At 48.8% G+C, this 13,480-nt stretch carries 16 protein-coding genes; 4 read left to right on the forward strand and 12 right to left on the reverse strand.

Going from position 1 to position 13,480, the window contains the following annotated elements; all coding sequences use genetic code 11:
* Positions 1 to 8 precede the first annotated feature (8 nt).
* The 3 genes from Q4E40_RS13675 to Q4E40_RS13685 all read left to right on the forward strand — a co-directional run bounded on the left by Q4E40_RS13675 (position 9) and on the right by Q4E40_RS13685 (position 2,702).
* On the forward strand, positions 9 to 602 hold the full coding sequence (locus Q4E40_RS13675; RefSeq protein ID WP_303412913.1) for a methyltransferase domain-containing protein: 594 nt from the start codon (positions 9 to 11) through the stop codon (positions 600 to 602).
* Between the two features lie 440 nt (positions 603 to 1,042).
* Positions 1,043 to 1,852: a 3-deoxy-8-phosphooctulonate synthase gene (kdsA, locus tag Q4E40_RS13680; protein ID WP_303412915.1), complete on the forward strand. Its 810-nt coding sequence runs from the start codon at positions 1,043 to 1,045 to the stop codon at positions 1,850 to 1,852.
* A 73-nt stretch (positions 1,853 to 1,925) separates the two neighbouring features.
* Positions 1,926 to 2,702 carry a DUF695 domain-containing protein gene (locus Q4E40_RS13685; protein WP_303412916.1) on the forward strand — a complete coding sequence of 259 codons (777 nt, stop codon included), beginning with the start codon at positions 1,926 to 1,928 and terminating at the stop codon, positions 2,700 to 2,702.
* On the opposite strand, the gene Q4E40_RS13690 is transcribed toward Q4E40_RS13685, so the two are convergent.
* Both Q4E40_RS13690 and apaG read right to left on the reverse strand, forming a co-directional pair.
* Positions 2,699 to 3,484 (reverse strand): O-methyltransferase, encoded by a 786-nt coding sequence (locus tag Q4E40_RS13690; RefSeq protein WP_303412917.1) that lies wholly within the window; start codon positions 3,482 to 3,484, stop codon positions 2,699 to 2,701. The genes Q4E40_RS13685 and Q4E40_RS13690 overlap by 4 nt on opposite strands.
* A 224-nt stretch (positions 3,485 to 3,708) precedes the next feature.
* Positions 3,709 to 4,095 (reverse strand): Co2+/Mg2+ efflux protein ApaG, encoded by a 387-nt coding sequence (apaG, locus tag Q4E40_RS13695; protein WP_007654728.1) that lies wholly within the window; start codon positions 4,093 to 4,095, stop codon positions 3,709 to 3,711.
* A gap of 98 nt (positions 4,096 to 4,193) precedes the next feature.
* Between apaG and ung the strand changes: the two genes are divergently transcribed.
* Positions 4,194 to 4,856, forward strand: a complete 663-nt coding sequence (ung, locus tag Q4E40_RS13700) for a uracil-DNA glycosylase (RefSeq protein ID WP_303412919.1) — start codon at positions 4,194 to 4,196, stop codon at positions 4,854 to 4,856.
* 191 nt (positions 4,857 to 5,047) lie between these two features.
* Here ung and Q4E40_RS13705 read toward each other — a convergent pair whose 3' ends face one another.
* The 10 genes from Q4E40_RS13705 to Q4E40_RS13750 all read right to left on the reverse strand — a co-directional run bounded on the left by Q4E40_RS13705 (position 5,048) and on the right by Q4E40_RS13750 (position 13,338).
* The gene (locus Q4E40_RS13705; RefSeq protein ID WP_303412920.1) at positions 5,048 to 5,821 is read right to left on the reverse strand and encodes a LolA-like protein; all 774 of its coding nucleotides are present in this window, start codon (positions 5,819 to 5,821) and stop codon (positions 5,048 to 5,050) included.
* A 33-nt stretch (positions 5,822 to 5,854) separates the two neighbouring features.
* Positions 5,855 to 6,220, reverse strand: coding sequence for a DUF2200 domain-containing protein (locus tag Q4E40_RS13710; RefSeq protein ID WP_303412921.1), 366 nt, complete (start codon positions 6,218 to 6,220; stop codon positions 5,855 to 5,857).
* A gap of 112 nt (positions 6,221 to 6,332) precedes the next feature.
* A complete protein-coding gene (locus tag Q4E40_RS13715) occupies positions 6,333 to 7,379 on the reverse strand; it encodes a RelA/SpoT domain-containing protein (protein WP_303412922.1) in 1,047 nt (348 codons plus the stop codon).
* A 223-nt stretch (positions 7,380 to 7,602) separates the two neighbouring features.
* A complete protein-coding gene (gene lepB, locus Q4E40_RS13720) occupies positions 7,603 to 8,703 on the reverse strand; it encodes a signal peptidase I (protein WP_303412924.1) in 1,101 nt (366 codons plus the stop codon).
* A gap of 18 nt (positions 8,704 to 8,721) precedes the next feature.
* Positions 8,722 to 9,438, reverse strand: a complete 717-nt coding sequence (gene dapB, locus Q4E40_RS13725) for a 4-hydroxy-tetrahydrodipicolinate reductase (protein ID WP_303412926.1) — start codon at positions 9,436 to 9,438, stop codon at positions 8,722 to 8,724.
* Positions 9,435 to 10,100, reverse strand: a complete 666-nt coding sequence (locus tag Q4E40_RS13730) for a DUF5683 domain-containing protein (RefSeq protein ID WP_303412927.1) — start codon at positions 10,098 to 10,100, stop codon at positions 9,435 to 9,437. The genes dapB and Q4E40_RS13730 overlap by 4 nt, the downstream gene beginning before the upstream one ends.
* Before the next feature lie 9 nt (positions 10,101 to 10,109).
* Entirely contained in the window at positions 10,110 to 11,027 is a 918-nt protein-coding gene (locus tag Q4E40_RS13735; protein ID WP_303412928.1) for a ParB/RepB/Spo0J family partition protein, read from the reverse strand.
* A gap of 12 nt (positions 11,028 to 11,039) precedes the next feature.
* Entirely contained in the window at positions 11,040 to 11,822 is a 783-nt protein-coding gene (locus Q4E40_RS13740; protein WP_188502623.1) for a ParA family protein, read from the reverse strand.
* Positions 11,823 to 11,829: 7 nt separating this feature from the next.
* The gene (locus Q4E40_RS13745) at positions 11,830 to 12,510 is read right to left on the reverse strand and encodes a metal-dependent hydrolase (RefSeq protein ID WP_303412931.1); all 681 of its coding nucleotides are present in this window, start codon (positions 12,508 to 12,510) and stop codon (positions 11,830 to 11,832) included.
* A 309-nt stretch (positions 12,511 to 12,819) separates the two neighbouring features.
* Positions 12,820 to 13,338, reverse strand: a complete 519-nt coding sequence (locus tag Q4E40_RS13750; RefSeq protein ID WP_303412932.1) for a YsnF/AvaK domain-containing protein — start codon at positions 13,336 to 13,338, stop codon at positions 12,820 to 12,822.
* Between the last annotated feature and the right edge of the window lie 142 nt (positions 13,339 to 13,480).

Genomic DNA, 13,480 nt, shown 5'->3' on the forward strand with positions numbered 1-13,480 from the left:
CATACAAGATGAAACAAGAATTTAATGCCGACTACTGGCAAAACCGCTACCAACTGGGCCAGACGGGTTGGGATGTTGGGGCTATAACGCCGCCCCTCCGCGATTATTTTGATCAGATGCCTAACAAGGGCCAACGCATACTGGTTCCGGGCTGCGGCAATGCCTACGAAGCGGAGTATCTTTTCCGGAAAGGCTTTGTGCATACCTATGTAGCCGATGTTGCTGAGGCGCCCCTACAGCGCTTTTCCGAACGGGTGCCGGACTTCCCCAAAGACCAATTGCTACTGCAGGACTTCTTTGAGCTCAACGACAGATTCGACATGATCATAGAGCAAACCTTCTTCTGTGCCATCGATCCGCAGCTCCGAACCAACTACGCCCGCAAATGTGCCGAACTGCTCGTACCAGGAGGAAAACTCGTTGGCCTGCTCTTCGATACTACATTTGAGCACACTGGACCACCCTTTGGCGGCAGTCGCGAAGAATACAGCACCTATTTCGAGCCTTACTTTGATTTTTTGCACTTCGAAACAGCTAACAATTCCATCCAGCCACGGCAAGGGAAAGAGCTGTTTGTGGAATTGAGGAAGAGGGGAGTTTAGGAGTTAGTGGATTTGTAGGGACAGGTCGCGACCTGCCCGAATCGTGCACCGAAATTTCATTTTAGGAGCAGATCCACTTTATACAACAATATTTGTCATCCTGTAAGGATCTTGGTTGCCAGTAGTTTAAGCTTAACCTCCCTTTAAACAAGTTTCTTAACAGAATGACATTGGGTTTGGAGTTTATTCCTTTCGAATGATCATTTCTTGGTCTTTTGAGAGGCAGGGATGGATTAAGCCATTCCTTTTTCAAAGCACAGCCATCGCGCGGACAGGACACGACCTGTCCCTACAATGACCTTCACTATTCAACTATCAACAATTTAACCTTCCAATAATCTACAATTCACTCAATCACTAATTCACGCAATCACTCATTTCTTTTTCCCCCCGCATCTGACTAAATTTGCAGGCCGGAAGGCTTAACTTAGATACTGATCATGTTCGAAATACCGAAATTAAAACATACCGGCTCCGGCAATTTCTTCCTGATGGCCGGTCCTTGTGCCATCGAGGGCGAGGAAATGGCCCTGCAGATAGCCGAGCGACTCGTTTCCATTACTGATAAACTGGAAATTCCGCTGATTTTTAAAGGCTCTTACCGCAAAGCCAACCGCTCCCGCCTGGATTCCTTTACAGGTATAGGCGACGAGAAAGCACTGCGCATCCTGCAGAAGGTGAGCCAGACATTCGATATCCCTACCGTAACGGACATCCACGAAAGCCCTGAGGCGGCTATGGCGGCTGAATATGTGGATGTGCTTCAAATTCCGGCTTTCCTTTGCCGCCAAACGGACCTGCTGGTAGCTGCCGCCAACACCGGCAAGGTAGTGAACATCAAAAAAGGGCAATTCCTCTCCGGTGAGGCCATGCGCTTTGCAGTGGACAAGGTACGCGAGTCCGGTAACGACAAGGTGATCCTGACGGATCGTGGCAACAGCTTCGGCTATTCGGATATGGTCGTGGACTTCCGTAACCTGCCTGAAATGCAGACAACCGGAGCGCCAGTGGTAATGGACGTTACGCACTCGCTGCAACAGCCGAACCAGAGCTCAGGCGTAACAGGTGGTAAGCCTGCCCTGATCGAGACGATTGCCAAAGCAGCCATTGCGGTGGGTGCCGACGGACTCTTCATCGAAACACACCCGCAGCCCTCCGTTGCCAAGTCAGACGGCGCCAACATGCTGCCACTCGACCAGCTCGAAGGCCTGCTCCAGAAGCTGGTCCGCATCCGTCAGGCGATTCGCTAAGTAACTCATTCACGTATGAAAGGAGAGCATTGACTGGTGTTGATGCTCTCCTTATTTCTTTCAGATTATACCTATGACCGTACCTGCCCATACCCCAGAGTGGGAAGTTTATTTCTGCGACATCAACGAGCGCCCGGCTTGCGTGAGCGTCGATCTGGCTTTTGAACACGAGGCGCCTATACCTGAGAAGCACCGGGCTTTTGAGCTAGTCGTGGCCCTGCAGCAACCCGATGCAGACGGCTTTCCTGCCGATGAAGCGGAGTGGGAGCAGCTGGAGGCGATAGAAGAAGCGCTGGTGGAGGAGTTTCAAAACTCACTGCAGGCAGCATTTGTGGGCAAACTGCTGCACGACGGCAAGCGCAGCTTTTACTTCTACAGTGGCCAGGAGGCCCTGCCGGAAGTGATTGCCACTAACATCATGCAACAGTTTCCGGACTATACCTTCGCCTCCAACACCCTCCACGACCCTGATTGGGGCCTATACCTGGATTTCCTTTTTCCGGAGCCAGTTGATATGCAAAGTATCAAAAACAATCGCATTCTGCGCATGATGGCCGAGCAGGGAGATGAACACCACATTCCCCGCCCCGTGTCGCATTTTGTGAGTTTCGCATCGGAAACCGACCGCGCGGCCTTTAAAAGTGAGGCAGAAGATACCGGCTATACCGTGGTGCAGGAAGGTGAGAATCAAAACGAGACGGATGTTCCCTTCAGCATCGTGATAGCGAAAGTGCAGGCCGTTACCGAAGAAGAGATCCATGCCACTACCCTGGGTTTGTGGCAGTTAGCCGAAGAGTTTAAGGGTGTGTATGGCGGCTGGCAGGCGCAGGTAGTAAAAGAAAACGATTAATACAGCAGTGTAAAATGCTCTTTCGGCTGCGTTTTTCGGAAGAACACCAAGCCGATGTAAAACAAGTCAACGGTCTGGCATACCTGTGGGTGCTGCTTGATGTGCTGCCAGGCCCGCTTCATTTCATATGACCAATACAGATCGTCCACCACAAACACACTGTGCTCGTGGTGCTTACTGAGGCAGGACTCGAAATAGCGCATGGTGGGTTCGTAGCGGTGGTTCCCATCGAAGAACACAAAGTCGAGCTGCTCTACTTGCTGCAGTTGCCGTGCCAGTGTATCATCCAGGTTGCCGATAACCTGGTGTACGTGCTTCAGTTCCAATTTCTTAAAAGTTGCTTTCGCTTCTGCGGCAATAAACGGACAACCTTCAAAGGTATAGACACTGGCCTGCTTGTTCGCCATGGCCAGGTATGAGGAAGTAATACCCAGCGAAGTGCCCAGGTCAAAGATGGTTTTGGGCTGAAAATGGGCTACCAATCGGAAAAGCAATTGCGCGTATTTGGCTGGCTTAGCCGAAGTGCGGGCAATGTAGCTGATCTTACGGTTTTTCTTCAATCCCGCCTTAGGCCCGGCCCCAAAATCGGTGACAGGTATAGCACGATCCTCCAGCAACAACGAACCCCGCAATTCCTCAATCAGCGAATAGGCATAGTAGCCGCCCTCGTGCAGAATCACGTTTTGGTACAGCTCAAATACGAAAGGGGAGTGGACTCCGTGCAGCTTAAAAGCCCTGAGGCGGTAGAGCAGGTAATTTGCCGCAAGGTGGAAGGGGAGCATTTTTTAAATTGTTAAATTGTTGATGGCTAAACTGTTGTTTCTCCTTACTTAGGAGAACAATAAATACGCTGAAACCATCATTTTCCAAAAATTAAAGGTATAACCCTTTCAACAATTTAGCAATGCAACAATTAGCAATAATAAAGTTATAGCCAAATGAACAATTCGACAATTTTAACCAGCAACGATTAATTCAGGTATAGCGAAATCAGCAATTCAACAATTTAATTCAACTTGTACGGTACGATGAGCGAGAACTCCGGTATGGTGACATGGAACTGCTTGCCGTCGACCATGCGCTCCATCAGGTAGGTACCGCGCATTTTGCCCATACCTGTCTTCAGGTTGCAGCCCGATACGTACTCATGCGACTCGCCGGGCTCCAGCACGGGCTGCTGGCCTACCACGCCTTCCCCTTCCACTTCACGCATCGTGCCGGTGGCGTCGTGGATGTACCAGTGGCGACGCAAAAGCTTCACCGTGAACTCACTGTTATTTTCTATACTGATCTTATAAGCAAATACGAAGTGCTGCTGTACCGGACTGGAGTAATCGGGCAGGTAGTTGGTCGTGACCGTTACTTTTACTCCTTCTGTAGTTTTTGTATCCATGTTACAGAGTTTTTTGTATAATTAGAATCCGTTTCAGGTATAGCCCTCCAAGGCCTGCTACCTGTTACCAGGCAAACCCCATACCCCTACAGACTACTATGAATGTAAAGATAGAAGAAAGCTGGCAGAATATCCTGCAAGAAGAATTTGAAAAGCCCTATTTCAAAAACCTTGTGTCATTTGTTAAAGACGAGTACACCTCTCAAAAAGTTTACCCGCCGGGCAACCAGATTTTCAGCGCTTTCCAATACTGCCCCTTCGATAAGGTAAAGGTAGTTATTTTAGGCCAGGACCCCTACCATGGTCCTAATCAGGCAAACGGATTGGCTTTTTCGGTGAAGGACGGTGTGCGTATACCTCCCTCTCTGGTCAACGTTTTCAAGGAAATCAAAAACGATCTCGGCAAAGACCTACCGGCCACCGGAAATCTGGAACGCTGGGCCGAACAGGGTGTTCTTTTACTCAACGCCACGCTAACCGTACGTGCCGGCGATGCAGGCTCTCACCAGAAAAAAGGCTGGGAAGAGTTCACCGACGCGGTGGTGCTTAAAGTGAATGACCTGAAAACCGGCGTCGTGTTTATGTTGTGGGGCGCCTATGCGCAGAAAAAAGGTGCCTTTATTGACGAAAGCAAGCATTTGGTCCTCAAAGCCGCCCACCCTTCGCCTTTCGCCGCCGACCGGGGATTCTTTGGCACGCAACACTTCAGTAAAGCCAACGAGTACCTGAAAGCGCAGGGCAAAGAGCCGATAGACTGGTAAGGCCACATTTTGTCTTCTCGACAATAGGAGAGATCTGGAGCTTCTTAAAGTTTAAGCACTGTTTCTGATTTCTCCCAAAACGAGGATCCCTACCCCAGGTCGAAATGGCAAGGCAGGTATACTTGAATGGAAAAAGGGGCTTTAGGCCCCTTTATACTTTTATACGAATTCCAACGCTTCCCGCAAGTTGGTTACTTCTTCCAGTTTGTAGTTGTAAACTGCTTCGGATCAAACCAACTTTGGTCTACTTTTTCAGGGAAGGAGATGTTGAAGTACTCTTCGCGCAGAAATAACTGACCGTCGTTTTTAAACACGATCTCGGTTGCCACCATGTTCCCCTCGATTTCCTGGTAGTTGTTCATCTCCACATCCCGTGCTACGCCTTTGCTGTCTGTTAAAATGCGCACCACATACAGGTGCTCTTTGTCTACCCAAAACTGACTGCGGCTTTGGTCGTTCGGGTCGGTTGTGCCGACAACATAGGCATCGCGGCCCTGCCAGATAGCTTCCGTAAACTGACTCAGGTCAAAGTTCAGCTCCTGTGCCTTGCGGATGGTGGTGGCAGGGTCATAGAAGTACACATCGAAGCTAAGCAGTACCAGCGGATGAATGGAATGTTGTTTGTTCACCAGTTGCCCTTCCTTAAAGGTATAGACCGTGTCCTGGTTGTAGATCACGCCGTTGCCCGTCTCAAAGCCATCGAAGCGGATGTGCAGGTTGGCGGGATAGCTGTAGATCTCCTGCCAGACCTCCTCGCGAGTTACCTGATCATCTTTATAGAAAATGGCGCGCTGGTCGAAGGCGAAATTCGGATACCATTTGTTTTCCCAATGGCGGTGCATGGCCTCGATCACTTGCTGTCCGGTTTGGGGATTGCTGGCAGTAGTTGTCATTTTTTGAGTACAGGCTAGCGTGAGGAAGGGTAGGAGCAGGTATAGGCTATACCTGAGCAAGTGTTTTTTCATGGTTTATTTTGTAGCGTTATTTGCAGCTTCTGGCTATGTCGTCCTCAGGATCTTCTCCATCTTTTTACCCTTTGCCAGTTCGTCTACTAACTTGTCTAAATAGCGGACCTGTTTTGTCAGCGGGTTTTCAATTGCTTCTACCCGATAACCACAGATCACCCCTGTTATCAGCTGAGCATTTGGGTTTAGGTCTGCCTGCTCAAAAAAGTCTGAGAAGGTTGCTTTCTCATCTATCAGCTTTTGCAACTGCTCATCATCAAAACCCGTCAGCCAAGTGATGACCTGGTGCAGTTCCTCTTTGGTACGACCTTTCTTTTCAACTTTGGCAAGGTAGTGCGGGTATACTGACGCAAAGGTCATATTGGCTATGCGTGCGTCGTGTTCGGGCGTTGTGGTCATCTCTAATGTATTTATTACTTACAGAACAATTAATTGCTAAAAACTTATTGATTGTTAGTTGAATAGGGATATGACCTTTATGCTTATAAGTGGATTAATCTTTTACAATTTTCTATTTGTAGCTGTTTGTTAGATTCAACCTTTTACAGTTATCATTAATCCTTTCTAATGCACTTATAAATTCAGATGTATCTAGAAAGTAACTTGGGTATGCCTTTTTAAGGGATTTTATTGAGGAAGCTGCTACTAAGACAACAGCATTTTCATTGTCTTTAATAGTTTTCTCCAAATTTAGATATTCTTCAGAAGCAGATTCAAAATCACTTTTTTTAAACGTAGTAATATGTACGAATTTCTTTAATAAGTTAATATTGATCAAATAGTAATCTCCATTAAATTTGTCGATTTCAATTTGTTTTGCAGATATTCTTAAAGCTTTTAAAATATCTATAATATTCAATTTGACTGTACAGTTAGAACATTCTACCATTAGTTCTTCCATACTTAACTTGGTATGCTCCTGCAATACTGGCAGTTTCTCTTTGATTGCAAAGAGGGAGCTAACTATTTTGAAAAAATAAAGCCACTCATCCGGGCCTTGACTTGACTTTAAAGAAGTTTTGGTGAGAATACCAGCAGTTTCAACTGCTGTAGCCCAGTTGTGTTGTAATTTTGTCCGTATCTGTAACTCTAATTGGAGCCCCTTATATTTTTCAGATTTAGAGTTGTAATCATAAATAAAATGAATACTTCTATAACCAGATGGTTTAGGCGAATGAACATAATCAACAGTTCTTTTTAAAGTATGGTTATTTGTGTTCTTTTCTAAGAGTCTTTTAAGCTTAAAAAGGTCTTTAGTATCTTTAACAACAGCTCTATATCCACCTATATCCTGCATACCACCTAGTCCCATACTTTCGTTCAAATCTAGTTTGTACTCAATAGAGGTTAAGCGTTTTAACCTTTGTGATACAATGAGAGGCTCAATCTTATTTTGATTTAAAAGACGTAGTAAACTATTTTTCATCACATTCAGAGGATGTAGATGATTAGACCTCCAAATATTGATAAGCTCAAGAGCAGCGTTACGCTCTTCAATTGATTTTGAAGTTAAAAGAATCTTACCTGCTTTAGTGATCTGCTTCTTACTATAGCTCATATTTTATGACTGCTATATGATAATATGGAGAAAACTTGCTACCACTATTTATAAGATAGATATGGGACTTCCTGACGAGTTAAAATGTTATTTTTTAATACAAAGTATATTAAACATCTAATATACGATATTTCTTAACAAGTACTTGCTTATAAATGCTTAAAACAAAAACCGCCAGCTCCTCTCAGAACTGGCGGTTTCATTTCTATACCTATGCTATACCTTATTCGATCGTTTTAAACAGTCGGTTCCATCTGATCTTGTCGAGGAAGCCGCCGTAGGGGTCGGTGGACATCCAGATCATGACGGCCTTGCCCACGATGTGGTCGGCGGGTACGAAGCCCCAGTAGCGGGAGTCGAGTGAGTTGTGACGGTTGTCGCCCATCATAAAGTAGTAGTCCTGCTTGAAGGTATAGCTCGTGGCCTCTGCGCCGTCAATGAAGAGCTTGCCGTCGCGCACCTCAGCATTCTCGTTATGCTCGTAACCCACGATCACCTTTTCGTAGAAAGGCAGCGTCTCAGGCGTTATAGCCACGGTGGCGCCTTCTTTCGGGATGTAAAGCGGACCGAAGTTGTCCTTGTTCCACTCGTACTTACTCGGCACATGCGGGAACACCTCGGCATCGCCTTTACCGGCTTCATCCATCAGGAGGGTGGCATCTTTAATGAAGTCTAGTTTTGCAAGGGCCTGGGCTTTCTCAGGGGAGGTATCAACAATATAACCACCCTGCCACTGGATCACGTCCGTGATGTCACGCTCCAGGAAGAACTTCTCGGCCAGGCGCTGTTCGGTAGCCAGAAAGTACTTATACTGTATCTTTTCCGGGTTCTCTGCCGCCTTTCCGTTGATGTATACCTGCATGTCGCGCAACTCGATGGAGTCGCCGGCAATGCCGATGCAGCGTTTGATGTAATTGGTGCGCAAGTCAGCCGGATGTTGCTCCTCCGGCGGGTAGTTGAACACGACCACATCGTTGCGCTTCACTTCAGAGAAACCAGGCAGTCGGTAGGATTTCAGCTGGATCGCGTCGGAGTAGGAGGGGATGTTGGTGCCCCAGATCGTCTGGTGGGTGAGCGGCACCTGCAGCGGCGTGATCGGGGTGCGCGGACCGTAGTGCAGCTTGCTCACAAACAGGAAGTCACCTACCAATAGGGTCTTCTCCATGGAAGGCGTCGGGATGGTGTAGGCCTCAAAAGTAGCCCAGCGAATTAAACTGGCCGCGATTACGGCGAACAGGATCGCATCGCCCCACTCACGTGCAAAGCTCTTTTTCTTTTTAGGGGCCTTGCTTGCAGGCTTCTTCTCCCAAAACTTTACTTTCATTGATAAAGCGTTTTGTTTCTACAGGTTGAGCATGTCTTTCATGCCGTACACTCCCTGGCGGTCTTTGAGCCACTCGGCTGCCATCAGGGCGCCTTCGGCAAAACCGGCACGGCTATGGGCAATGTGGCCCAGTTCTATTTTGTCTACTTCCGATTCGTAAGTCACGATGTGGGTGCCCACCACATCCGGCTCACGCTCCGAAATAATGTTCAGCTTCGATTTGTCTGAATCATCATCAGCTGCCCAGCTTTGCAGGGTAGGGTAGCTGGCGAGTATACCTTCGGCGGTAGTGATGCCTGTGCCGCTTGGCTTGTCGACCTTCTGGAGGTGGTGGATCTCGCGGATGGAGACACTGTACTCCTTATAGGCCTGCATTTTACTGGCAATATATTCGTTAAAATGGAAAAACAAATTAACGCCCACGCTATAATTGGAAGCATAGAAGAAAGCGCCTTTGTTTTCCTGGCACAAAGCCGCAGCTTCGCTATACCTGTCAAGCCAGCCGGTAGAGCCGGAAACCACTGGTATACCTTGTTTCAGACAGTAAGAAATATTGCCAAAGGCAGCCTCCGGGTGGGTGAATTCGATGGCGACATCCGTATTTGCCGGGCTGTAATTCTGCAGCGTATCGGCATTGGTATGGTCAATGGTGCCAGCGATCTGGTGACCTTTAGCAAGGGCCATCTGCTCAATGGTTTTCCCCATCTTGCCATAGCCGATCAACAGGATTCTCATTTAGTTCGGGTGTATAAAGTAAGGGTAAGTCCAGGCGTGACGCCGTTGGCAGCTGGTGTGCGGAACACGTCGGGCTGCACACGCAGGCTCAGGTTGTCGCTCACGTCAAACTCGCGCAGGTGGCCGTGCACGTAGGCTTCTGCTATCTGCATACCATAAGCCAGCACCGATATAATAATTGTCAGGTCGCGGTTACGGCGGTAGAAGTCGCGGCTCGAACGCAGGTTCTTGGTTCCGATTGGCACATTAGCACCATATATTCTGTCAAAATAATAGGCGTCGTATACCTGATAGAAGCCGCTGTTATTGTCTGTACGGGCATTGAGCGCATTCCGGAAGTCCTGGTACTTGTTGTTGTTGTCGATGATAAAGTAACCCAGCACACCGCCAGTGGCATAAATGATGGGCACTTTCCACCAGGCGCCGTTGTATACCTGGCCTGCACCAGGTATGATGGCCGAAAAAAGCGCAGCGCGGCCAGGCCGCCCGAGGTTTTTGAAGCCGCTCAGGAAAAACTGCTTCTGCTGCGTGGTATCCGCTTCAGAGGTAATGACCAACACCGAGTCCGGGCCAGATGTGACCACCTGCGCTCTAGCTTGCATAGGCAGCAGCTGCGACACAAACAATACCACCAATAAAGCTATACCGGGCGCTAACCTCATGCTGTTCTCTTAGTAGTTCAGAATCTCCAGAATACGGTTCAGTTCCTCCACCGACACAAACGGGATCTTGATCTCTCCCTTGCCGTCGTTGTTGGCCTTCACCAAAATTTTGGTACCAAATTGCGAAGAAAGCTTTTTCTCCACTCCCTTCAACTCATCATCATACTTGTTGAAGACCAGTTTTTGTTGCGGATCCGGCTTTTTACTCGCATTTTGTACGTTGCGTACAAGCTCCTCCACCTTGCGCACCGATAGTTCTTCGGCTACCACTTTGCGGAAGATTTCGAGCTGCTTGTCGATGGTGTCGATGTTGATGAGCGCTCTGGCATGGCCCATGCTGATCACGTTGTCGCGCAGAGCGATCTGGATGTCTGGCGGCAGCTTGAGCAGGCGCAGGTAGTTCGTCACAGTCGTGCGCTTCTTGCCCACCCGGTCGCCAAGTTCTTCCTGCTTCAGGCTACACTCCGTGAGCAGGCGTTGGTAGGAGAGGGCAATCTCGATCGCGTTCAGGTTCTCGCGCTGAATGTTCTCGATCAGGGCCATCTCCAGCATCTGCTGGTCGTCGGCCTTGCGGATGTACGCCGGTATTTCGGTCAGCCCCGCCATTTTGGCGGCCTGGTAACGGCGCTCACCCGATATCAGCTGATACGTGTTCTGGTCAAGCTGACGAACGGTGATCGGCTGAATGATGCCCTGTATGCGGATAGACTCAGCCAGTTCCTCCAACGCCGTCTGGTCAAAGTGCGTGCGGGGCTGGAAGGGGTTCGTCTGTATTTGGTCAATGGCTATATCTGCGATGGTATTGACTTCGTTAATGGTGGTAGATTCGGCAGTTTTGCCGGTGTATTTGTTACCCTCCAGAAGAGAGCCAAGGCCCCGGCCGAGACCGCCTTTGCGTACTGCTGCTTGTTTCTTGTTGTCGGACATGTAATCGTAAGGTTATTTCGCCAGCGCAACGCTGTTCTTCTCTGCTATCTCGCGGGCGAGGTTCAGGTAGCTCATCGCGCCCTTGCTTTCAGCATCGTGCAACAGGGCAGGTATACCAAAGCTGGGCGACTCGCTCAACTTCACGTTTCTCGGGATGATCGTATCAAACACCATCTGCTGGAAGTGCGTCTGTACTTCTTCCACCACCTGGTTGCTCAGGCGCAGGCGCACGTCGTACATCGTCAGCAGAATGCCCTCTATGGCCAGCTCCGTGTTCAGGCGCGACTGAATGATCTTAATGGTATTCAGGAGTTTACCCAAACCTTCCAATGCAAAATACTCGCACTGTACCGGTATGATCACCGAGTCTGCCGCCGTCAGGGAGTTCACCGTGATCAGGCCAAGCGAAGGGGAGCAGTCGATGATGATGAAGTCGTATACCTCCTTGAGCGGAGCCAGTGCCTCGCGCATTTTCTCCTCCCGGTTCGGCACGTTGATCATCTCCACTTCAGCGCCCACCAGGTCGATGTGCGACGGGATCAGGTCCAGAAACTCGATGTTCGGCGAGTTCAGGATAATGTCCTGTATCGTCACATCTTCCACCATGCACTCGTAAATGCTGGTGGTAATACTGGCAGGGTCGAAGCCGAGTCCCGATGTGGCGTTGGCCTGTGGGTCTGCGTCAACCAGCAATGTCTTATATTCGAGGGCTGCCAGGCTCGCAGCCAGGTTTATGGCTGTGGTGGTCTTGCCTACGCCACCTTTTTGGTTTGCAACCGCTATTATCTTTCCCATCTAAAAATTATAGGTTTATAGTCTGACCTATCTCCATCAATATTAGTTCCTTGCCGGCCATTTGCGCCACTTCCTTCACTTCCTGATGGTCTATCTGGATATAAGGAAAAGTATCGTAATGCATGCCGATCACCTGGTCTACCTGCACAAAGTCTGCCGCTACCAGGGCATCGTGGATGTCCATGGTGAAGTTGTCGCCGATCGGCAACAGCGCAAAGTCCAGGTCAAACTGCTCAGGAATCAGCTTCATGTCGTAGGTAAGGGCCGTATCGCCGGCAAAATAAAATGTCTGATTCTCTGTTTCCACCACAAATCCGCCTGCTATACCTGCGTAGGTTCCATCCGGCAAGGAGCTGGAATGCACGGCGTTCACCATCTTCACGGTGCCGAACGGCAGCGTTACCTTACCGCCAGTGTTCATCGGGTGGGTCTTTTCAATACCTTTATCCTCGTACCAGCTCGTGATCTCAAAATTGGCTACAATGGTGGCATCGTTGTTTTTGGCGATGCGCTCGGCATCGTGCACATGGTCCTGGTGGCCGTGTGAAAGCAGGATGTAATCTGCCTTGATGCCGTCCACGTCAATATGTTTAGCCAGCTCGTTGGGAGAGATGAACGGGTCAAATAGAATGCGATGCTCACCGATTTTGAAAAGAAAGCAGGACTGTCCGTAATACGTTATTTCCATAGTTTGGCATTATAATCTGTTAGCCCATTCCGGGTATAGAACTTTTACAAAGATACAGTTTTTTGCACAGAACGTATGATGTTCCACGCCCGAAGAGGTATATTTTTATCCACGATTTCAGGGGTTATCCACATTCTGGGTAGGAGCGATGGAAAGGCGGTTGCTCAGGAGTTAAGCGCATTTTTAGCGGTCTAAAAGCAGGCGGGTCCGACTGCCTGATAAGCTGCCGGACCCGCCTGTTCGTTGCTTCGTTTCCTATAAAACGTACCGTGGAACTATATTATTTCAAACCAGCTCCTTTAAATGAGCTTAGCGCTCGGGCCTGTCAGGGTTGTTTCTCTTCCTCTCCACGCGTATTTCCTCGCGGAGCAGTTCGATGTGCTCTGTGTTGTGTTCTTCCGTACGACGCCTGGTTACGTGTATCTCTTCCACCACCAGCAGACGTTTTTCTACCACCAGCACTTCTTTCAGTACAGGTATAATCATTTTGTCGCCTTCGTAACGCACGGGCGGGGGAGGTGTGTCTACATACTGGTTTATTTCAACGCGCTCTATTTCTGCCTCCTCGTGTATGATCGGCAGATCCAGGTCTACATTTTCGCGGTGAACTTCCTTGGCAATGTGCACGCTGCCGGTTTCCCTTACTTCTTTTTCCACCAGCACCTGCTCTTCAATCACCGGTATAGTCTTATTGTACGCGATATCGACATCCAGCTTTTCCCGGCCATGTGCATCCTGCATGTCCCGATCATCCGGAGGATAATTGGTATAGCCTTCGCGCAGTTTCTCGTCAAATTCCGATTTCAGTTTGTCTGTTTTCTTGCTCATAGTTTTTGGCTGTTTTTTGGGAGACTCGTTCATACAAGGTGCCCCGATGTTCTCACTTTTTACGGGTATGGTAAGGTATAGTTCCTGGTCTACTGCTTGTTACAAAGCTTTCCTTCAGTCCATAAAAAAGCAAGAGGCAGCC

It is taken from the genome of Pontibacter coccineus (assembly GCF_030546575.1).
In the GTDB taxonomy this organism is placed as follows: Bacteria; Bacteroidota; Bacteroidia; order Cytophagales; family Hymenobacteraceae; genus Pontibacter; species Pontibacter coccineus.